The organism is Bacillus sp. EB106-08-02-XG196 (assembly GCF_013396335.1).
In the GTDB taxonomy this organism is placed as follows: domain Bacteria; phylum Bacillota; class Bacilli; order Bacillales; family Cytobacillaceae; genus Neobacillus.
Genome location: NZ_JABWSY010000001.1, coordinates 302,023 through 323,770, shown reverse-complemented (window position 1 = coordinate 323,770; position 21,748 = coordinate 302,023). Strand labels below are relative to the sequence as shown.

General features: G+C 38.5%; 20 protein-coding genes and 1 other RNA gene. 15 read left to right on the top strand and 6 right to left on the bottom strand.

Annotation, left to right across the window (positions count from 1 at the left end):
* Positions 1–295 precede the first annotated feature (295 nt).
* The 5 genes from secG to ssrA all read left to right on the top strand — a co-directional run bounded on the left by secG (position 296) and on the right by ssrA (position 4,821).
* Complete coding sequence (secG, locus tag MLOOGBEN_RS01565) at positions 296–529, top strand: preprotein translocase subunit SecG (protein ID WP_095246682.1); 234 nt, start codon at positions 296–298, stop codon at positions 527–529.
* Between the two features lie 137 nt (positions 530–666).
* The gene (locus MLOOGBEN_RS01560) at positions 667–1,413 is read left to right on the top strand and encodes an alpha/beta hydrolase (protein WP_179156497.1); all 747 of its coding nucleotides are present in this window, start codon (positions 667–669) and stop codon (positions 1,411–1,413) included.
* Positions 1,414–1,478: 65 nt separating this feature from the next.
* Complete coding sequence (gene rnr / locus MLOOGBEN_RS01555) at positions 1,479–3,776, top strand: ribonuclease R (protein ID WP_483296371.1); 2,298 nt, start codon at positions 1,479–1,481, stop codon at positions 3,774–3,776.
* 87 nt (positions 3,777–3,863) lie between these two features.
* Positions 3,864–4,331: an SsrA-binding protein SmpB gene (smpB, locus tag MLOOGBEN_RS01550; RefSeq protein ID WP_179156495.1), complete on the top strand. Its 468-nt coding sequence runs from the start codon at positions 3,864–3,866 to the stop codon at positions 4,329–4,331.
* A 153-nt stretch (positions 4,332–4,484) separates the two neighbouring features.
* Positions 4,485–4,821, top strand: a transfer-messenger RNA (tmRNA) gene (gene ssrA / locus MLOOGBEN_RS01545).
* Positions 4,822–5,159: 338 nt separating this feature from the next.
* On the opposite strand, the gene MLOOGBEN_RS01540 is transcribed toward ssrA, so the two are convergent.
* A complete protein-coding gene (locus tag MLOOGBEN_RS01540; RefSeq protein WP_256988792.1) occupies positions 5,160–5,624 on the bottom strand; it encodes an LAGLIDADG family homing endonuclease in 465 nt (154 codons plus the stop codon).
* A gap of 287 nt (positions 5,625–5,911) precedes the next feature.
* On the opposite strand from MLOOGBEN_RS01540, the gene MLOOGBEN_RS01535 reads away from it, so the two are divergent.
* From MLOOGBEN_RS01535 to menC, 3 genes are read left to right on the top strand one after another with little or no spacing between them, the layout of a single operon-like run.
* On the top strand, positions 5,912–6,769 hold the full coding sequence (locus MLOOGBEN_RS01535; protein WP_179156493.1) for a MurR/RpiR family transcriptional regulator: 858 nt from the start codon (positions 5,912–5,914) through the stop codon (positions 6,767–6,769).
* A gap of 36 nt (positions 6,770–6,805) precedes the next feature.
* Positions 6,806–8,188, top strand: coding sequence for a YjiH family protein (locus MLOOGBEN_RS01530; protein WP_179156492.1), 1,383 nt, complete (start codon positions 6,806–6,808; stop codon positions 8,186–8,188).
* 21 nt (positions 8,189–8,209) lie between these two features.
* A complete protein-coding gene (gene menC, locus MLOOGBEN_RS01525) occupies positions 8,210–9,319 on the top strand; it encodes an o-succinylbenzoate synthase (RefSeq protein ID WP_179156491.1) in 1,110 nt (369 codons plus the stop codon).
* 51 nt (positions 9,320–9,370) lie between these two features.
* On the opposite strand, the gene MLOOGBEN_RS01520 is transcribed toward menC, so the two are convergent.
* Together MLOOGBEN_RS01520 and MLOOGBEN_RS01515 are read right to left on the bottom strand one after the other, a co-directional pair.
* A complete protein-coding gene (locus tag MLOOGBEN_RS01520) occupies positions 9,371–12,913 on the bottom strand; it encodes a bifunctional 2',3'-cyclic-nucleotide 2'-phosphodiesterase/3'-nucleotidase (protein ID WP_179156490.1) in 3,543 nt (1,180 codons plus the stop codon).
* A gap of 432 nt (positions 12,914–13,345) precedes the next feature.
* The gene (locus tag MLOOGBEN_RS01515; RefSeq protein ID WP_179156856.1) at positions 13,346–14,023 is read right to left on the bottom strand and encodes a spore coat protein; all 678 of its coding nucleotides are present in this window, start codon (positions 14,021–14,023) and stop codon (positions 13,346–13,348) included.
* A 172-nt stretch (positions 14,024–14,195) separates the two neighbouring features.
* Here MLOOGBEN_RS01515 and MLOOGBEN_RS01510 point away from each other — a divergent pair, with 172 nt between their 5' ends.
* The 3 genes from MLOOGBEN_RS01510 to MLOOGBEN_RS01500 are packed head-to-tail and all read left to right on the top strand — an operon-like array spanning position 14,196 to position 15,981.
* Positions 14,196–14,765, top strand: a complete 570-nt coding sequence (locus MLOOGBEN_RS01510) for an IMEF encapsulin system ferritin-like cargo protein (RefSeq protein ID WP_179156489.1) — start codon at positions 14,196–14,198, stop codon at positions 14,763–14,765.
* Between the two features lie 20 nt (positions 14,766–14,785).
* Positions 14,786–15,634, top strand: a complete 849-nt coding sequence (locus MLOOGBEN_RS01505) for a family 1 encapsulin nanocompartment shell protein (protein ID WP_179156488.1) — start codon at positions 14,786–14,788, stop codon at positions 15,632–15,634.
* Positions 15,634–15,981 (top strand): 2Fe-2S iron-sulfur cluster-binding protein, encoded by a 348-nt coding sequence (locus MLOOGBEN_RS01500; protein ID WP_179156487.1) that lies wholly within the window; start codon positions 15,634–15,636, stop codon positions 15,979–15,981. Before MLOOGBEN_RS01505 ends, MLOOGBEN_RS01500 begins: the two co-directional genes overlap by 1 nt.
* 85 nt (positions 15,982–16,066) lie before the next feature.
* Here MLOOGBEN_RS01500 and MLOOGBEN_RS01495 read toward each other — a convergent pair whose 3' ends face one another.
* The 3 genes from MLOOGBEN_RS01495 to MLOOGBEN_RS01485 all read right to left on the bottom strand — a co-directional run bounded on the left by MLOOGBEN_RS01495 (position 16,067) and on the right by MLOOGBEN_RS01485 (position 19,441).
* The gene (locus MLOOGBEN_RS01495; protein ID WP_179156486.1) at positions 16,067–16,531 is read right to left on the bottom strand and encodes a hypothetical protein; all 465 of its coding nucleotides are present in this window, start codon (positions 16,529–16,531) and stop codon (positions 16,067–16,069) included.
* Between the two features lie 494 nt (positions 16,532–17,025).
* Positions 17,026–18,897 carry a VWA domain-containing protein gene (locus tag MLOOGBEN_RS01490; protein ID WP_179156485.1) on the bottom strand — a complete coding sequence of 624 codons (1,872 nt, stop codon included), beginning with the start codon at positions 18,895–18,897 and terminating at the stop codon, positions 17,026–17,028.
* A gap of 211 nt (positions 18,898–19,108) precedes the next feature.
* The gene (locus tag MLOOGBEN_RS01485) at positions 19,109–19,441 is read right to left on the bottom strand and encodes a DUF192 domain-containing protein (RefSeq protein ID WP_179156484.1); all 333 of its coding nucleotides are present in this window, start codon (positions 19,439–19,441) and stop codon (positions 19,109–19,111) included.
* 237 nt (positions 19,442–19,678) lie between these two features.
* Here MLOOGBEN_RS01485 and MLOOGBEN_RS01480 point away from each other — a divergent pair, with 237 nt between their 5' ends.
* The 4 genes from MLOOGBEN_RS01480 (at position 19,679) to MLOOGBEN_RS01465 (ending at position 21,719) form a co-directional block, all read left to right on the top strand.
* Positions 19,679–19,852, top strand: coding sequence for a Flp family type IVb pilin (locus MLOOGBEN_RS01480; protein WP_179156483.1), 174 nt, complete (start codon positions 19,679–19,681; stop codon positions 19,850–19,852).
* Positions 19,853–19,922: 70 nt separating this feature from the next.
* Positions 19,923–20,435 (top strand): A24 family peptidase, encoded by a 513-nt coding sequence (locus MLOOGBEN_RS01475; RefSeq protein ID WP_218780990.1) that lies wholly within the window; start codon positions 19,923–19,925, stop codon positions 20,433–20,435.
* On the top strand, positions 20,432–20,797 hold the full coding sequence (locus MLOOGBEN_RS01470; protein WP_218780989.1) for a TadE/TadG family type IV pilus assembly protein: 366 nt from the start codon (positions 20,432–20,434) through the stop codon (positions 20,795–20,797). The genes MLOOGBEN_RS01475 and MLOOGBEN_RS01470 overlap by 4 nt, the downstream gene beginning before the upstream one ends.
* Position 20,798: 1 nt before the next feature.
* Positions 20,799–21,719, top strand: coding sequence for a TadE/TadG family type IV pilus assembly protein (locus MLOOGBEN_RS01465; RefSeq protein WP_179156481.1), 921 nt, complete (start codon positions 20,799–20,801; stop codon positions 21,717–21,719).
* The last annotated feature ends 29 nt before the right edge of the window (positions 21,720–21,748 follow it).

Here is a 21,748-nt window from a genome sequence, read left to right as displayed (position 1 = left end):
AGGGGCTGGAGTGACCGAAGCGTGAGAAGAAAAGAGGTTTCGGTCAATGCAGAGGGGCTGGAGTGACCGAAGCATGAGTAGATTAGAGGTTTCGGTCAATGCAGAGGGGCTGGAGTGACCGAAGCATGAAATGAATAGGGTTCACGGTAACTTCAGGGAGGCTCTAGTTTCAGAACGGTTTGACATCTCCGGTAATCTCCTAAAAGGTGACACAAACACTAGTATTGTTAAAAGGTCAATATTATGGTACATTAAAAATACTGTGAAATGTACGAACTAACAGGAGGTGGCTTACATGCATGCATTGGTTGTTACATTATTAGTAATCGTGAGTATTGGACTTATTCTAGTTGTTTTATTGCAATCAGGTAAAAGTGCTGGATTATCTGGTGCCATTTCAGGTGGTGCTGAAACATTATTTGGTAAGCAAAAAGCACGAGGACTTGATTTAATTCTACATCGTATTACCATCGTTTTAGCAGTTCTTTTCATTATCCTTGCGGTATTGGTTGCATACTTCGAAGTTTAATAAAGAATGCTCAAAAACCTGTCTTTAATGTCAGGTTTTTTTTATGCACAAAAATCGAAGGCGTATTTCTGGAATGTTAGCCAATTCTTTGCTTAAACTAAGATAACGGATTTTTTAGAGCTGAAGGAGTTTTAACTATGAAAATTGCTGTACCAAAGCCTTTTACCTTTAAAGGAGGAAAACGAGCGGTTCTTTTACTTCACGGATTCACAGGAAATTCGGCTGATGTCCGGATGTTGGGACGCTTTTTAGAAAAAAGGGGATATACCTGTCATGCACCCCACTATAAGGGACATGGTGTTCCACCAGAGGAACTAGTGCACACTGGCCCTGAAGATTGGTGGCAGGACGTCATAAATGGCTATAATTTTTTAAAAAATCAAGGACACGAAGAAATTGCAGTCGGCGGACTTTCGCTTGGCGGCGTATTTTCCTTGAAATTGGGTTACACTGTACCTATAAAAGGTGTATTTCCAATGTGTGCACCCATGTATATAAAAAGTGAAGATGTGATGTATCACGGAATTCTTGAGTATGCACGCGAATATAAGGAACGAGAAGGAAAAAGCGAGGAACAAATTGAACTAGAAATGAATGAGTTTTCAAAAACGCCGATGAATACCTTAAAGGCTCTGCAAGAATTAATTGCAGAGGTTCGCAATCATGTTGATATGATTTATGCTCCAACATTCGTTGTTCAAGCACGTCATGACAAAATGATAAACACAGATAGTGCAAACATCATTTACAATGAAGTGGAGTCCGTCTTGAAAGAAATAAAATGGTACGAAGAATCGGGACATGTGATTACATTAGATAAAGAACGTGACCAGCTTCATGAAGATGTGTACGCCTTTTTAGAAAAATTAGATTGGAAGAATTAATCCTTTGAGGAGGGATTTTATTGGAAGATAATATTCAACTGCACGTTGACAAGCTATTACAATATATGAAGGACGAAGCTTACAAGCCTTTGACTGTTCAAGAGCTAGAAGAGGCCTTTGGTATTTCAGATTCTAGTGACTTTAAGGAATTTGTAAAAGCACTTGTGCAAATGGAAGAAAAGGGACTAGTCGTCCGTACTCGCAGCAACCGCTACGGCTTGCCGCAAAAAATGAACTTAATCCGCGGAAAATTAACAGGCCACGCAAAAGGGTTTGCCTTTGTGATTCCTGATGAGCCTGGGATGGATGATATTTTTATTCCGCCAAATGAAACGAATACAGCAATGCACGGGGATACTGTACTTGCCCGTATTTCATCAGAAAGCTCGGGACAGCGCAGAGAAGGAAGCGTCATTCGCATTCTTGAACGAGGGGTTCAGCAAATTGTAGGTACCTATGTAGAAAGCAAAAGCTTTGGTTTTGTTATTCCTGATGACAAAAAGTTTGCTAGTGACATTTTTATCCCCAAAGCAGCATCTAAGGGTGCAGTTGAAGGTCATAAAGTTGTCGTTAAGTTAATCACCTATCCAGAAGGCCGGAAGAGTGCTGAAGGTGAAGTCATTACGGTCCTAGGTCATAAAAATGACCCAGGTGTGGATATTCTATCTGTTATTCATAAACATGGTCTGCCGATGGCGTTCCCTGATGAAGTTTTAAAGCAGGCAAATGAGACTCCTGATACGATTGATGAAAGCGAACTGGCGAACCGCCGCGATTTACGGAATGAAACCATTGTCACTATAGATGGAGCTGACGCAAAGGATCTTGATGATGCTGTTACGGTGACGAAGCTTGAAAATGGTAATTATAAGCTTGGCGTACATATTGCGGATGTAAGCTATTATGTGAAAGAAGGAACGCCCATTGACCTCGAGGCCGAAGAACGTGCAACGAGTGTTTACTTAGTAGACAGGGTTATTCCGATGATTCCACATCGTTTATCCAATGGTATTTGTTCACTCAATCCAAAAGTGGATCGTTTAGTACTGTCATGTAATATGGAAATCAACGACGAAGGTCAAGTTGTTAGTCATGAAATTTTTCAAAGCGTGATTAAAACAACTGAGAGAATGACCTATTTCGATGTAAATAAGATACTAGTTGATAAAGATGAGGAAACACGGAGCCGTTATGAGTCTCTTGTTCCAATGTTTGAACAAATGGAAGAACTGGCACAAATATTGCGTGAGAAGAGAATGAAGCGCGGGGCTATCGATTTTGATTTTAAAGAATCAAAGGTATTGGTTGATGAAGAAAGTAAACCGATGGATGTTGTTCTTCGCGAGCGTTCAGTAGCGGAAAGGTTAATAGAAGAATTTATGCTTTGTGCCAATGAAACAGTCGCAGAGCACTTTCACTGGATGGAAGTTCCGTTTATTTACCGGATTCACGAGGATCCAAAGGAAGATAAGCTAAGAAGATTTTTTGAGTTTATCACTAATTTTGGATACATTGTCAAAGGTACAGCCAATGATGTTCATCCTAGGGCTCTTCAAGAAATTATTGAAGAAGTTCAAGGCAAGCCGGAAGAGATGGTTATTTCGACCGTTATGCTCCGTTCTATGCAACAGGCGAAATACGATCCAGAAAGCCTAGGACACTTTGGATTATCAACAGAGTTTTATACTCATTTCACATCGCCTATTCGAAGGTATCCTGATACCATTGTTCATCGCTTAATCCGGACGTATCTTATTGAAGGAAAGCTTGATGAGACAACAAGGGAAAAATGGAATACGAGATTACCGGAAATTGCCCAGCATTCATCTAAGATGGAGCGCCGTGCGGTTGATGCAGAACGTGAAACGGATGAGCTTAAGAAGGCTGAATATATGGAAGACAAGATTGGTGAAGAGTATGATGGTATTATTAGCTCAGTGACCAATTTTGGAATGTTTGTGGAGCTTCCAAATACGATTGAAGGCCTCGTTCATGTCAGCTACCTTACCGATGATTACTATCGTTTTGATGAGCGTCATTTTGCGATGATTGGCGAGCGGACAGGTAATGTATTCCGAATTGGCGATGAAATCACCGTTAGGGTAGTAAAAGTCAATAAAGACGAACGTTCCATTGATTTTGAAGTCGTGGGCATGAAAGGAACTCGCCGCGAGCGGTCAGAGAATACGAGAGTATTTAAAACAGGCAGTGACACGAAAAAGCCGCGCCGCAATAAAACAGAGGGTCGTGGTGGTCAAAAGTCTGAGAGTACTGCTCAAGGCTCAGGTACGAGAAAGAAAAAGAAGTTTTACGACAATGTACCGAAAAATAAAAGCACGAAGCGGAAAAATAAGAAAAGATAATTTTGTAGAGGGTCTCTTGCGGGACTCTCTTTCAATTGTGATGAATACGGTTTTCTGCTAAAATAAACCCATAACGAGGTGAGAGACATGCCAAAAGGTATAGGGAAAGTGGTTGCGCAAAATAAAAAGGCATACCATGATTACTTTATAGAAGAAACATACGAGGCTGGTATCGTTCTTCAAGGAACGGAAATTAAGTCCATTCGTGCTGGAAAAGTGAATTTAAAGGATTCTTATGCAAGAATTCATAACGGTGAAATGCATTTATTAAATATGCACGTAAGCCCATATGAGCAAGGGAACCGCTTCAATCATGATCCTTTAAGACAAAGAAAGCTTTTGCTCCATAAGCGGGAAATTAACAAGCTATTTGGAGAAACAAGAGAAGCAGGCTATGCGCTTATACCAGTAAAGATTTACTTGAAAAATGGATTTGCAAAAGTTTTGTTAGGATTAGCAAAAGGTAAGAAGAATTATGACAAACGTGAAGTCTTGAAGCAAAAAGAGGCAAAACGCGATATTGAACGTGCATTCCGTGATCGTCAAAAAATGTAATTACAAATACTTACAATTGAAAAATGCTCGAAGTGTGTTATAATAAGTTTGTCGCTGAAAAGCGATGAGAAACTTTTGCTCAAACTATTGTTGAGCATCCTACGCTTGCTAAAATCTTTAACTAGGTTTCAGCACATTTTATAATGGGGGCGCTAAGGATTCGACAGGGGTAGTTCGAGCTTAGGTTGCGAGTCGAGGGGATCGGCCTCGTTAAAACGTCAACGCCTATAACTGGCAAAACTAACAACAACCTAGCTTTCGCAGCTTAATAACTGCATAGCTGTTCGCCCCTCCATCGCCTATGTGGTAGGGTAGCGGACTCACTCTAAGTAGGCTACGCCGGAGTCCACCGTCTGAGGGCGAAGGAAGAGAACAACCAGACTAGCTGACCGGCCGCCTGTCGGCAGGCAAAAGGATCAGCGAAGCGCCAATATGTCGACTACACTCGTAGAAGCTTAAGTGCCGTTATCTTTGGACGCGGGTTCGATTAGTAATTAGTCGCCTTATGTGGTAACACATAAGTGAAAATTCGGCTTTATCGGTGAAACCTAAGTCGCTTAAATGGCGATAAGGCAATGCCGAGCGGTATGTGGAGTAATCCAACAGCCGTGTATCGACTTATAGGCTGCCATTTCAAAAATGGTAGTACTAGGATGCGAAATCCTACCTTGAGGTAAAAATTATATTTCGCATAAGACGCCGAGGGACCTGTAAACTACGCAGGTTCAAGATATAGTCAGTGCCATGACGAAAGCATGGAAACGCACGTCCCGCCGTCTCCACCATACATAAGGTGGATAACAAGGCTAGCAGAAATGCTAGTCTTTTTTATATCCTAAAAAAATTTTCTTCAAAAGCTAATTTCTTTTCTAGTGATTCCAAATTGTACTTACCGTTTCGAGGAGTAACCTCCTCATACTTCTTAAGAATCCATTGAGCTCGGTTTCTTTTTTTATCTACTCTTAGAAAAGGTGAGATGTATCTTAGTAAGGAAATAACAGCTTCTTTATTCTTAATATTTAATGTAAATGAATCCTTATGTTTATGAGGATTGTAATTCTTTTTATTATTGATTGTTCCTCCTGATAGGGACTGAATGTAAATTAATAGTTCTTTATCTGTTGATGCTATCGATATACAAGGGCGTCGATGTTCACGTTCATGCATTCTAGTTAATGAAATAGATCCTTCTCCATCTATTATTCCTGCGATATACGCAGACTCACAACATTCCATTAAAATCCCTCCATCGAGAATTCCTAAATTTTTCTGTATTGCAAACGTATGTTCCAATTCTATTATTTAATAGTTTTCAAATTATAACTAAAAGAATGCATAATTATAATTTTCTAGGATTAAAAATTCATTTTTGTATTGCAGGTAAAGTATTTTATGCTGTATTATTCTATCTATGAAGTTTTTCCTTCATAAATAAGATGTTAATAGATTGCATATCCGGCTCTGATATTTATTTTTGAATACTTTGAATATAAAAAAAATAGTTGTGTATGAAGGATTTGTTACTTTATAATGTTGATTATGAAGTTTTTCCTTCTTCACTACCGTGGGGGAAACTATCTATGGATCAAAAAACATTAAACCAAGTGATCAAAGAAAACTTTTCTTTATTGTCTCCCGGCCAGAAAAAAGTAGCAGAATATTTCATTCAAAACATGAATGAAGCTGCGCTGCTTACAGCATACCAGGTCGGCAGAAAAGTTGGCGTTAGTGAAACCACGGTGATAAGACTTGCATACGCTCTTGGATTCAGCGGCTTTTCGCAGCTGCAGGAAAAACTTCGCAAAGATTGGCTCGTAAGAAAGGACCCTCACAGTGAAGTAAGGTTGTCCTCAATGACGGAGGAGTTTTCAGTGAGTCATCTCTTTACGAAGGTTGTAGACCAGGAAAGTTTGATTTTGCAACAGTTATTACAGCAGTTAAACACAAATGAGGTTATGATGTCTGCGGAAGAAGTTATTAAAGCTGATTCCGTCTATATCGGCGGATTTGGGAGTACCTATGGTGCAGCTTATTGGTTTTACTACACTCTCAAACAGATGAGGGGAAATGTATATCTATCCAGTCCAACCGGCTTCATGGTTGAAGATATATCAGACCTGACAGAACAATCGGTTGTCGTTGTTTTTTCCTTCCCACGGTACCGAAGAGAATCACTTAAACTAGTAAAAATTGCAGCTCAGCATGGTGCCAAAATTATTGCGGTTACAAATAAGCAATTATCACCAATCGGCCAGATATCAGACATGACATTAACAACAGAAGAACAAATGGAATCCGATCATCACTCGATTGCTTCCGTTATTACCTTGCTGGAAGTACTAATCGCAGCGATCCATCATCAAGATATCGATAGAATCAGTATAAGACAGAAAAAGTTAGAAAAGATTTATACAGAACAGGAATTATTTTTGGAATAAATCTTTGTCTAAAAATAAACTTAGGGGGTTTTTTTATTGAACAGCTTTTCAAAGGAGATTACAGCAAGTAATGAAGTACCAGTGAAATCATACGCTGATTATTTAAAGTTTATTATCCCATCCATATTAGGTGTTTTATTATTCATGATTCCATTTAAAGCAGAGGATGGTATCACGATTCCGGTGGCTTATTTCGCTAACCAAATAAATGGTTTATTAGGCGCAAGCATTCCACCCATTACCGTAGGAGTTATGGCTCTTTCTGTCATTGGCTCCTTTATTGCAGTCGTTATGAAACCTGCATTTATCACGAACAGCTTGTTTTTTAGTAAACTGCTAACTGTAAACAAGTTTTGGTTGTCTGCACGCCTTTTAGGATTGATTTTTGCAGTCATCACACTATTTAAAATGGGTCCGGGTGCGATTTACTCAGAGAATACCGGCGCCCTATTACTCTATGATTTAATCCCGATTTTATTCACTACCTTTCTTTTAGCCGGTTTTTTATTACCTTTGCTATTAAACTTCGGGTTACTTGAGTTTTTTGGTGCTTTATTAATAAAAATAATGAGACCTGTATTTAAATTACCTGGCCGTTCTTCATTAGACTGTTTGGCTTCATGGGTAGGAGATGGAACCATTGGCGTTCTGTTAACAACCAAGCAATATGAGGATGGCTATTATACAAAACGTGAAGCAGCTGTTGTCGCAACCACCTTTTCAGTTGTTTCGATTACCTTTACCATTGTTGTCGCTCAATATTTAAAACTAGGTGATTATTTCATCCACTATTATATGACGGTTATTTTCGCTGGGTTAGTTGCAGCATTTGTGATGCCGCGAATCCCGCCGCTTTCAAGAAAACCGGATACTGGCTATGAAGGGATTGAATTTAAAGAAGAGAATGATATTCCTTCAGAATTTTCTCCTGCCCGCTGGGGTCTAAACCAAGCGTTAAAGAAGGCAAAGACCAATGAAAGTTTTTCACAGGTTGTTAGAGAGGGTATTGAGAACGTCTTAGACATGTGGATGGGTGTTCTTCCGATCGTAATGGCGATTGGAACAACAGCATTGATGATTGCTGAATATACTCCTGTGTTTACGATTATTGGTAAACCTTTTGAACCTATTTTAGCCTTAATGCAAGTTCCAGAAGCAGCAGAAGCAGCTCAAACGATGGTTGTTGGATTTGCAGACATGTTCTTACCTGCTGTTATTGGGAGTGGAATTGAAAGCGAAATGACTCGATTTATTATTGCCTGTGTTTCTGTTACACAGCTCGTTTATATGTCTGAAATGGGCGGCTTGCTTCTTGGTTCGAAGCTCCCAATTACCATTAAAGATCTAGTGCTCATTTTCTTTCTGCGTACCTTTATTACATTACCAATCGTAGTTATCATTGCCCATATTATTTTTTAGACGAACCAAGGGGATTATAAAATGGAGATTAAAAGTATCGTATTACGGCATATTAAAATGGATCTGTTAAATCCTTTCACAACAAGTGTAGGGACGGAATATGACAAGGATTTTATTGTTGTAGAAGTAAAAGCTAAAAGCGGTTTGTCTGGATGGGGTGAATCGGTTTCGATTATGGAACCAATTTATAATGAGGAAACGGTGAAAACCAATTGGCATATGATGGGTGATTTCCTGATTCCCCTTTTGTTAAAAGAGCCTATTCACCATCCGGATGAAGTCTCAGAGCGATTTAAGCCGATTCGCGGAAATTATAATGCAAAGGCTGCTCTGGAATGTGCAGTCTGGGATCTCTACGCAAGAGAGCAGAACATGCCGTTAGCGAAAGCCCTCGGCGGGGTAAAAGACAAAATTGAAGTTGGCGTAAGTGTTGGGATCCAGGAATCTGAGTACAAAATGCTCCAACAAATTGAGGGCTATCTGAACGAGGGCTACAAAAGAATTAAGGTGAAAATAAAGCCTGAATGGGATGTTCATATCTTAAAGGCCATCCGGGCTCAGTTTCCAGATATCGCTCTCATGGCAGACGCCAATTGTGCTTATACGCTAGAGGATATTGAACACCTGCAGCAATTGGATGCGTTCCATTTAACGATGATTGAACAGCCTTTGGCCTGTGATGATATCATTGACCATTCAAGACTCCAGGCTAAACTGAGGACGCCTATTTGCTTAGATGAAAGCATTCATACAGCAGAGGATGCTCGAAAAGCGATTGAGCTTGGAAGCTGTAAAATCATTAATTTAAAAATTGGCCGGGTCGGCGGGGTGACCGAGTCGAAGAAGATTCATGATTTATGTGTGAAGAATGAAATCCCAATGTGGTGCGGTGGCATGCTGGAAGCAGGTATTGGCAGGGCCCATAATATTGCGATTACCTCGTTAGCGAATTTCACCATTCCAGGTGACACAGCGCCATCGTCCCATTACTGGAAAGAGGATATTATTCAACCGGAAGTAGTGATGAAGGACGGATTTATCCTTGTTCCAGAACTTCCTGGGATCGGGTTTGACCCATCGATCACAAAAATTGACGATCGAACATTGTATTCGAAAACCTTCCGCAGGTAAATAGAAAAAGCGGTCCACTTCGAAAGGAATGGACCGCTTTTTCATGCAAATTTACGGTGTTACTTTTTGAATACGGCCTTCAGCTTTGTATTCAAATGGTGATGGTAATGATTTTACATAATCAACAGTTGCCTGTAAATCTTCTGGACCTACTTCCAGACCAGTGGACAACGCACCAATTCCGTAGGAAGCATTTCCATACATGTAGTTATTCACAACAACCGAGTATTCTTTAGCCGGATCAATTTTGCTGCCATCTGGCAGGAATATGTCGACGATCTTCCCAGTTTTAGTGGTATCGTCGTATGTGTAGGTATATTTAAAACCTGCAATATGGAAGTCCAGCCCGCGACCTGTAATTTGATTATTTAAAACTACTTCTAAATCAGTGCCGCTTAAGTTAATCTTGTTTAACACATTTCCAAATGGTTGAATCGAGAATAAATCACCGAATGTTACATCACCCGCGTCAAGCTGCGAACGAACGCCGCCACCGTTCATCAGGGCAAAATCAGTTCCCATCGCTGCCTTCATACCATCAGCAATTAAGTTGCCAAGTCCATTATCAGCAAACTCTGTTGCAGTAGATGGATAAGCTTTCAATAAAGTTGTAGCAGAATTACCAACTACCTCAGCCTTTATTGCAGCCACCTGGTCTTCATACTTTTTCATAATCGCTGAAACAGCTGGGTCTGGAGTGTAATCGGCTTGATAAACAGTCACCACTTCTGCCTCTTTCTTGAAAATATCACCTGTTTCAGGATTGATAACAAGATCCACATCAGAGAAGGCTGAACCATAAGAATAGGCTTGGACAATCAACTTGTTATCTACGACTTTATCATTATATACATGATTGTGAGCAGAGAAAATCACATCAACCTCATCATCAACACTTTCGGCAATTCTAGTAGCATCAAACATATCTGTATATCCATTTTGACTGGCTGGATTGTGTGCAAGAACAACGATCGCTTCAATACCCTGTTCCTTTAGCTCTGCAGTATATTTGTTTATTGCCGCCGCTTCATCTGTAATTTGAAGATTCTCATTTCCTTTTGTGACAATCATATCTGGAGTTTCTTGTGTCACCACTCCGATAAACCCGATTTTTTGACCAGCCACTTCCTTAATTACATACGGCGCTTCCGTAATTAATTCACCTGTTGACTTATCAAAGGCATTCGCTGCTATTAGCGGGAAGTTCATGCCATCATAGCCTACAGTGCCTTTTCCAAGTGGATGATCGCCGCCATTCATCATGCGTTGCAATTCAGCAATACCCTCATCGAATTCATGGTTTCCAAGTGTACCAACATCCATGCCAATAGATTCTAGCACTTCAACCGTTGGTTCATCTTGATAAATAGCGGAGATTAGCGGGCTGCCGCCAACCATGTCTCCAGCATGTACAAGCAGTGTATTTTCGTTTGTTGCTTCACGCTGTCTGATGGCTGCAGCAGTGTATTCCATACTGCCTGCTAATACTGATTGTCCATCTACTGTTAATTTTGTATCGGTATCCAGCTGTCCGTGTAAATCATTTAAGCCAAGCAGCTGAACATTAACTGGAGTGAAACCAATGTCTAAATTGAAAATTCCAAAGCCTTTATCATCTGTTTTTCCGGAATAAGAAATATTGCTGCCTTCTTTAATATACTTTTCAGCATTTGGTGATGTTGTGAATGTTACCTTCACATCTCCAGGGACTGGTGCAATTGACCAGTTGTTATCTGCAGTTGGAGTAATGACTTCCATTTCAGAAATGTAATCCATCAAAATTTGACGGTTTTCATCCGCGGAGTCGACAACCAATTCGCTTCCTTTTACACCAGGGAAGTTACCGCCACCGCCTGCACGATAGTTATTGGTAACAACGATAAAATCTTGATCTGGATTTACTGGCTCGCCGTTGTAAGTAAGGTTCACCACACGGCTGGATTCTGGGTTAATCAATTTACCGGATGGATCGTATTTTGGTGGAGCTGTAACATCAATTTGATATTGAACTCCATCAATTACATCAAAGTTATATACTTGGAATGCTGGATTTAATAATGCCTGCTCTTCTGTTTTAGCAGGATCAATGGTATTGAATTTACCAGCAGTCATTTCAATCCATTCTTTTACGACTGAGCCTTTTACTTTGATTGCTTTAAGAGTATTATCATACAAGTATAAGTCTCCAGCACTTCGAATCGTTAAATCGCCTGCTTGGATTTCAGTATATTCTGCCACACCGTTACGGCCAGCCTTGAATGGTGCACCTACAGAAACAATTGGCAGGTCTTGATATTCAGGCTTGCTTTGGTTAATGTATTTTTCTACATACCATTTTTGTGCATTTGTTACTACCTGGATGGATGGATCATCTTGTACAAGTGAGAAATAGCTGTGTATGTCATCAGTTGTTTTTCCGATAGGCGTATTTACATATTCTATAGTAGCTTCATGATCCGCCTTAACGGCATCTACGATAGATTGAACAGGCTTAACTTGTGTTGGCGAAGAAATTTCACGTGTTTTTGATTGAGAATCAGCAACCGTCCATTTGCCTTTTACTTTCACAAGATCTAGATCGATAATACCTAAAGAACCGCCGCCGTAACCAGCTTGTACGGCTGGAACACCATTAATCGTTCCTTTTGTATTGTCTACACCAGGAAGCGGCTTACCATCAGCACCTTTAAATAATCCATCAAGAGCTGCGTCTGTTTTTGCCGGGAATAATTTGTGAGTATGCGAGAATGTTAGCGCATCAATACCTGGTACTTCACTTAATGCGTAAATGACATCCTCTGAATTGGCTTTATTGCCGCTGAATCCTGAGTGAGTCATGGCCACAATAACATCTGCGCCTTCTTCTCTCATCTGCGGTATAAATTTCTCTGCTGTTTCAATAATGTTTTTCGTGATTACTTTTCCGTCCAGATGGGCTTTGTCCCACTCGTTAATTTGAGGTGGTACGAAGCCGATAAAACCAACTTTGATCACATGGTTTTTACCTTGCCCATCAACCACTTTTTTGTTAATAATTTTGTAAGGGGTATACTTATTTATGTCATTATTAGGATTTGTGTCATTGTCATCCACATAGACGTTGGCATTGATAACAGGAAAATTGGCGTCATCGTATGCTTCTTCAAGGAACTCAAGACCATAGTTAAACTCATGATTCCCTAAGGTAGCAATATCATAGTTCATTTGGTTCATCGCTTTAAATACGGGGTGAACCTCTCCATCTTCCAGCGGATCAATCTTTGCCTTATACGTACCTAATGGAGTTCCTTGAATTAAATCACCATTGTCTACCAGTACACTGTTTTTTACTTCAGAACGAGCATCTTTTACTAGGGTTGCAGTGCTGGCTAAACCAACCTTTAAATACTCTGCGTTTTTGTAATAATCGTAGTTTAGTAGATTTGTATGTAAATCTGTAGTTTCCATAAGACGCAACTCTACTATAGGATTTTTGTCTGCTTTAGGTGCCGCATATACTTGATTTGATGAAAAGAATGGAAATGCAAGAAGTGTTACTGCAAGAGATGATGATAATATTTTCTTTGCACTACGTAATGGTTTCTTTTTCAACATGTTCACCTTCCTAGTAATATAGTGTTTTTTATTACGAAAAAATGCAGAATCCCCCCCTTAGAAAAGGTTTAAAAGAAGAGATCACTCATCACTGTGCTTAATTGGGTGAAATTATATGAAAATAGCACAGATATAAAATATATTCGTTCTTAATTAAGCACATTCCTTCTTTTTATAAAAATTTTTCTAACTTTTGGTGATTCCTACCTAATAATAGAAAAATTGTTTATACACCGTAAGGGGAAGAAGTAATAGGTCAAAAGACAGCTCAATCTGCATTTTTAATACTAACAACTATTCGATAATAATTCTCTTAATTAATAGAATCTTTACGAATATTTAAAAAATTTAATAAATTTTGGAATTGGTAAACAATATAGCTTTAAAGCAAAAAACGCTATCCTTCATATTATTGAAGGATAGCGTTTTTTATTAATGAGGAAGGTTATTATTCATCAAATTGTTATTTGGCATTTGCCCCATAGGTTGTCCCATCGCTTGACCCTGTGCCGGTGCAAATGCATTTCTATAAGTATTCATATCCTGCTCAGCAAGCTGTGGCACCTGATAGTAATGATGTTTATTTTGATAAATAGAGAGTTCATAGCCCATTTCAATGCAGTTTGGTACTGAATCTGCGAGCACGCGGCGCACCACTGGATTTGTTGTTTCAAGTGCTGCCATCGTTTTCATGGAAGCGCCTGATTTGCAGGATGCCAGCAAACAGCTTGAAATGTATTCATCATTAATCTCAGACACTGATTGCCAAGGCTTTTTCGGCTGAGATGGCTTCATACCATAGATGAAGTCATTTCCTTGTCTCATTTCATACCTAGAAGTAGGATGGGAAGGATTTTGTCCTGTCTTGAAACACTCTACAGTGATGTTGTATTCATCCTGCATAAATTTATATTGGCGATCCAGGATATCAAGTAATTCTGGATCCTTTACGTGTTGACGTAACATCAGATACTGATTCAGTGTACCAACAGCAGCCCCTAGAACTTCATTTAAGTCAATGACCTCATGACCACCATGATTCAGTTGAGGCGGTACATTACCTGTGTGCATATTTTGGTGCATCTGGCCCTGTCCTTGCTGATTTTGCATCATATACTTTCCTCCTAATGATTTGATAATTGCCATTGTTATTATGTATCACTAGGCCCGAGTTATTCATAAAAACGGATATGTTCAAAAGATTCTCACGGAATGGTGTTTTAGAAATGAAATTAACCGTCAATAATGACAGGTAGTAATATGCATTAGGAGGTGCGCATTCGTGCAAGAAGAGTTAAAAATTTTTTACCAAATATTTACAACCACCAAAGACGCAATCGAAAAATTTATGAATATGCTCGACCCGGTCATTCAAAATGCAACGGATGAACATGAGAGACTTTACTACCACCATATTTATGAAGAAGAAGAACAGCGGCTTTCTCGGTTAGTTGTACTTATACCGCTTATAAGTAAATTTCAACAAGTAAAAGACGAAAAAGAATTTTCTCCAACCAACAATGAATTTAATCGACTTTTACAAGAATTAAATCTTGAAAAATTCGGTTTACATAATTTCGTCGAACACCTAGATTTAGCTCTATTTCGCTTTACAGATGAAGAGCGAAGCAACTTGTTAAATAGCTTGAGGGAAGTTTCGTATAAGGATTATCAGCAGGTAAAACAAATGTTAATTGAAATTAACAGTCGATTTGATACCAATTATGTAGACCCACATGCCCATCACGATGAGGATCATGACCATTTAGACCGAACAGGAACTGTAACAGAGGTTAGTCATGCACCTCAAACTAAACAGAGAAGGGGCTTTACGGTGGGAAGCTTAATCTAAGGAAAAGAGAGGATAAACCAATGAATAAAATACAATTATACCCGGATTCACCATTATCAAATCAAGAATTTACTCAGCTGGATCAAACCGTTATTGATGCAGCAAGAAGGCAATTGGTCGGGCGCCGCTTTATTGAACTATACGGTCCGCTTGGAAGAGGCGTACAAAGTATCTTTAATGATGTTTTTGCAGAAAATTTAGAAGCAAAAATGGATTTTCAGGGCTCCTTTGATACGGATATTGAGACGAGTAAAAGGGTGAACTATACGATTCCTTTGCTTTATAAAGACTTCGTATTATATTGGCGTGATTTAGATCAGGCAAAGGTAGTAGATATCCCCATAGACTTTTCAGCCGCTGCCAATGCTGCACGTGATGTGGCGATTCTAGAAGACCAAATGATTTTCCATGGGACCAGGGAATTTGATATTCCTGGTTTAATGAATGTTCCAGGCCGCTTAACACACTTAATTGGCGAATGGTTTGAATCTGGAAATGCCTTTCAGGATATCGTCGATGCAAGGAATAAGCTGCTTGAGATGAATCACAATGGACCATTTGCACTTGTTCTATCACCACAATTATATTCACTTATCCATCGTGTCCACCGTGATACAAATGTATTAGAAATTGAACATATTCGTGAATTAGTTACTGATGGGGTGTTTCAATCTCCTGTTTTAAAAGGAAAATCAGGGGTGCTAGTAAATACAGGGAAAAATAATCTAGACCTTGCGATATCAGAGGATTTCGATACTGCTTACCTGGGTGTAGAAGGGATGAATCATCCTTTCCGTGTATATGAAACTGTGGTTTTGCGAATTAAGCGGCCTTCAGCCATTTGTACATTGGAAGCTATGGGAGACTAATGAATAATCGTGTCTTCACAGTCGGTTCACTTATTCCAGGAAGGCTGATTATAAAACAACAAGCCCCCGTGCTGAAAGAAACCCAAAAAATTGAAACAGAAGAAATCATCGTGGAGCAAAACGGCAGTAAAATCGAAATTCACCCTGTAAAAGGAAAGCTATTGGACGCAGCCTTGAATCAAGGGAAGCAAATCAATTATAAATGCCGCAAAGGTACGTGCGGACAATGTACAGTCAAGGTCCTTAGTGGTCCAGGATTGTCATCTCCAAATGAGCAGGAGCGGAAAAAGCTTAAGAATGAGATAGCAAACGGGTATCGGTTGGCTTGCCAGGCAGAAATACTCTAAAAAGCACGACCAAAAGGCTAGTTCGCGGAATAAATTCAAATCCAACAAAAAAACGAGGTCCATTTTTAACAGGACCTCGTTTTTATTATGCTAATTTAACAATTTTATCTTCAACTGGGAATGGAAGTGAGATATTGTGATTTTTTAATTCATTCACACTAATATCCTGAACAAGTCTTAATGCTTCTTTTTTGAAGGTTTTTGTAACAAAACCAGCGTTTACTTCACATAACTTTTGTAAATATTGTAATGTATCACGGACTAGGATTTGTTTAATATAAGGATTATTCAGCTGGCAAATTAATTTATGCTCTAATCCTTTAATAACCGCTATTTGGTCCACATGGGCAATGATATTTTGTCCCTCTTCATCGATAAAACCGACAGATACATACTGTCCTTTAGAGAAATCAACATTAGTAAACACAGGGCTTAAATAGGTTTCACCGGAAGAAAGACGGATAGAGTCTGCTTCTGCTGCACCCCCGATTTTCCGTTGATTGGCAATTACCGTGTGAATATCCTTTAACCCAAATAGCATGTTAAACATATTGATGATCCCTCATTTCCGAAGTTGTTTATACTGTTGATTCTATAGATAATGAGAATCATTGTCAATGGAGTATAATGTCTAATTTTGACGTTAATACGAATTTATCCTATGGTAAAATTTACCGTAGGGGGGGATGTCTGAATTTTAATCCGTTTTATGAAACCCCCTGGGTAAATTTATGGGATAAATTGTCTAATAGTCCAAAACCCCTTGAAAAAAGTCCAAAACCTCATGGGAAAAGTCCAAAAGCTCCCCTAAAAAGTCCATAATTCATAGAAAAAAGTCCAAAACTTAAAAGTCAGTAAAACCCCACTAGAAAAAGGTAACAACCCCCTCAAATTCAGTGAATAAATAAGCTAAATTTCTCATGTAATACAGAGTAATATACAAAATGCATTCCAACTAAGCTCATTCGTATGCTTTTTGTCTACACTTCGATTAACTAGAAAAGGCGATGAATCTCTATTTACTAGAAATCCATCGCCTTTTTCCTATGCTTGTTTTAGCTTCTGAACTTGATGCTTATTTTTTTCTAAACTAATAATCTGAATATTTATCGATTTATTGGCTTCTTTTAAAAAGATGCGAAGCTTATCGTTTGGCCTGAATCGGAGGTATTCTTCTTCAGCAATCTGCTCACGGTTCATTTCAATCATACAATTTGATTTATTTAACAGCAGTAACGCAAAATCTGTGAGTGGTACAAAATTGATTTGATCAGTTTCGATGAATTCTTCAGATAGCTTAAAGAGCTGCCGCAGAGAGAATTCTCCTTTAAAGGCTTTTAATTTTTCATAGTATGGCTGGGAGAGTTCCCCAGTTTCTTCATCTTTAATTTCAATAACAATTTGTCCATAAAAGCCGCGTTTTCCCTTTCTATTACTCGTAGAAAAGGTAAAGGCAGGTACAGCTTCAGTAACTCTGTTACCAGTTTGTTTTTTCCTTTTTCTCTTTTTACGGGAGATAATGAGTGTAACCAGTAGGATAGCTCCTAATCCAATAAGAACAGCGTTAGTCCAAGGGAAAGGCTGAGCTTCTTTTTCTGGGCTTACCTTTACTTCCACAGGAACAGGAGTCTTATCCACTGAAAACTGTTGAACCGGTGTTTCACGGAAAAAACTAATCCCTTCTGCCTTTACCATAATCTCATAGTTTTCTGAATTCCCGAGAATAAATTCCCCAGTATATCCTTGCTGATCAGCTACTAAAGGGATTTCCTCTGTTTGACCTGATTCTAAATCCGTTATTAAAAGCGTAGCTTTCATTGTATTATAGAGATCAGCGTTTGCAACTTGTTGCCCATTATCTTCAAAGAATGCTCCAACCTTGATTCTATCTCCAGCAGTATAAATCTTACTCTCAAGCGGAGTAAGTGAAAGCTGTATATCATAGTTAAACACGAAATTAATATCAACTTTATCTGCAGGCATGCCTTTGACCTTTAGTGTCCAATCGCCTGGAACAGGACGTAGCATCTTTACCATCGAGTAGGACTTAGATTTTGTAAGAGAAATTTTATCTGAAGGTAAGGCCTGTTCAGTGCCTGTCGGGTCGAACAACTTAATCTCTACTGGCTGGCTCGAGACAAGGGAAAGGTTTGCCTCTAATACATTCGTATTTGGAATAGTGATGGTGACATCTTGAAAATCACCTTGACCAACAAGCTCATCAACGGGAACAACTTTTAATTTTAAATGGTTGGCAAAAATCTCACTCAGGATTCCTGGCAATTCACCCGCTGAACTTGTTTCAAAAAATTTCCCGTTTGTTGTAGTGGCAATGTTCTGTAGAACATCTTTATTCAATGTTCCATCCGCATTTAGACCGATGACATATACTGGATAACCCTTTGCTTTTGCTTCAGCAACTGCGATGTTCAGTCCAACTGATGCTTGCTGCAGTGTTTTACCTTGTTTCTCATCTACATCATTATTTCCATCAGCTAGTAATACGATCATCGGACGATAATCTTTTTCATGGCTGGCATCTAGCGACTTGATGGCGTCTTTCAGTCCAACGGATATGTCGGTATTTGCATATTGGCCTAGCGAATCAATAAATGCTTTCAGGTCGGTTTTATCTTTCTCGGCCTGCAGCTTTACTAGGTCCTTTTTTGCAACAACATCACCTGCATAAGCAATAAAACCGATTTTATCCCCTTTAAGCGAAGACATATCAATAAACATTTTCATTGCTTCGTTGCTGATTTTGTTTGGGTCACTTGTCAGCATCGACTTACTTACATCAACAACTAAAACCCCTTCAATCCGTGAAGAGGTGACAAAGGAATCCTCAGCATGCACACTCGTCAGAGAGAATAAATAAATGAACAAGACTAGGATACCAATTGTTTTTTTCAACACCGGGTAACACCTCCATAGTAAAAACAGTAAATAGAACAGAACGTTCTTTATATAAAACAATTTTAACATCAAAACGATCGTTTTGTATAGATGGATGTTTCTCAATAGTAAAAGAACTGATTTTAGCGAAGTCAGCTCTCTTGGTGCTCCTGTCTATAATCAAAATAATTAGGAACCGACCTATATCTAGATCCCAAAATGCTGTAGTTATTTAATTTTGACATTGAATAATACTTCCAATACGAATTCCTAATTTCTCAGCAGATCCTGCTGGCAGCTCTAAAGTTGAATAGGCATTTTTGACGGGTTTTGTTATTTTCCAGGGCTGTAAACAATGATGAAGCCCAATCACTTCGTTTTGTTCGCTTAATAGAACAATGTCTAAAGGGAACTTCATAAAGAACATGTGGACTGCATTACAGGGTACAATCCAGAGTCCTTCATCCTGAATTGGATCCTGCCGAAACATCAAACCCTTCAATCTTTTGAAAAAGGAATCAGCCAATTCAATATGATGAGGGATGTTAACAACTTTTTTTTGCATATAAAAACTCCTTTCATTTTAGGTACTATATGTTCATTATATTAAACTAAATTTTCTTTTTAAAGAACAAAAAACTAAGAAAAAACTAGAAAAATAGAGAAAAAGATAGAATAACTTGTCTAAACCCTCTATAACGAACAAAAATGAACATTTTCAAATCTTTTTGTTCGTTATATATTTAGCTCAGGTTCTAAATATAGAACAAACAAAAACTATAAAATAGTAGGAGGAAACAAAATGTTACAAAAAATCAAAGGATTATTTATTGAAGAAGAAGGTCAAGGATTATCGGAGTATGGTTTAATATTAGCCGGAATTGTAGTAGTTGCTGTTTCTGCTGTTGGTATACTGTCTGGTTCACTTACTGGTTTATTCAATGATTTAAAGGCAAAGTTAGACTCTGCTTTGTAGATTTTTCCAATCGGAGCCCTACTTTAATAGGTAGGGCTTTCCTTCTATTAAAAAACAGAGAGGTAAAGATATGATTATAAATTTTGTACTCATCACTGCATTAATAATTTCATTAATAACAGACATTAAAAATAGAAAAATATTAAATATAGTAACATTACCAGCTATCATAATAGGGTTCATTTATTATACATCTGTCCAAGGTTTAGAAGGCTTTCTTTTTAGCGGTAAGGGTTTTTTGCTTGGATTATCCCTTTTGCTAATTCCTTATTTATTAGGGGGAATGGGTGCTGGTGATGTTAAGCTTATGGCAGCAATCGGGGCTTTAATGGGAACGAGTTTTGTTTTATACTCATTTGTTTATATAGCTCTTATAGGGGGAGTAATCTCAATTGTCTTGATTATGAAAAAAAGTGGAATTAAGACCTCCATTAAATCTTTCTTTTTTCAAATTATTTACTTAAGAGGAAATTTAGGATCAATATTATTTAGTAAAGAAAAAAGTACAAGTATTTCATTTCCGTATGGGGTAGCAATCGTTTTTGGAACATTATGTATGTTTGTTCGGGGGAGCTTTATATGAAATCGGAAAAGGGGCAATCATTAGTTGAGTTTGCACTGATAGTTCCAGTACTTATATTCCTACTGTTTGGAATAATTGATTTTGGACGAATTTTCCATGCCTATTTAACTATCGATCATGCTGGAAGAGAAGCTGCGAGAACAGCAAGTATTGGTAAAGATGTAGCCACAATTACAAGTAAAGCGGTTAATCAAGGGTCGAGCATAGGCTTAACAGCGGGGCAAGTAAGTGTCACTACAGGGTCATCTGGAACAGATGCGACTATAACAATAACGTATCCGATAACTTTTCTTACACCAATTATAGGAAATGTTGTAGGCCCATTAACTTTAAAAGATACCACGATTATGAGGGTTGAATAATATGAAAATACTGTTGCATTTTGTAAAATTACGTGATGAAAGCGGCGGAGTACTAGTATTTGTTGCTATTTTTATGGTGGTATTACTCGGAATCACTGCGATAGTAATTGATGGAGGAAGATTATACACGGAGAAAAGTAAGCTTCAAAAAGCTTTAGATGCTGCTGTTTTAGCAGGTGTCCAAGGGTTGCGAACGAGTGAGGCTAGAGCAACTGAGATTGCAATAGATGTGTCTGATAAAAATAAATTTAAAGTATCGGAATCTGAACTTACCTACACTAGCGACTCAATAAAAGCGACAAAACAAATAACCGTTCCTATGACTTTTGCTAAGGTAATTGGAATAAATGACACAACAATTAGCGCAACAGCAGCAGCAAAAGTTGCTCCTCTAACAAAAGCAAATGGGATTGCACCTTTAGTAATCGAAAAAAGTAATATTCCTAATGCTGCTGTTTTAAATTGTGGGGAAACAAATCCTGGGACACTTCAAGGTAATTGTGGATATTTAGACTCTGATGCTCAGAATGTTCGTGATGCTTTAGAAAATGGAGCGACATACGAAGTCGGTAAAACGGTATGGACAGATTCTGGGGGAAAAGTAGGTCAGATAGATAAGGGCATTGAATATTTAATAGCCAGTGATGCTTCAAAAACTTATTGCCAAAGTGCGACTACTGCAGATAATTTATGTAAAAGGGTCGTAACAATTGTGGTTATAGATAAATGGGAAGATGTAGATGGCAAAAAGGTAACAGGGAAAAGTGAATTATTAGTGGCTGGATTTGCATCGTATTGGATTGAAAAGTATGAAGACAAAAAGCTCTATGGAAAGTTTATTAAAATGATATCACCTGGGGAAATTGGTAGTGGTACAGGAATCGGGGATTATTCCCTATACGGCGTCAAGCTTGTAGAATAAACCACTTTTGCCTGAATTGTAGGAGGTCA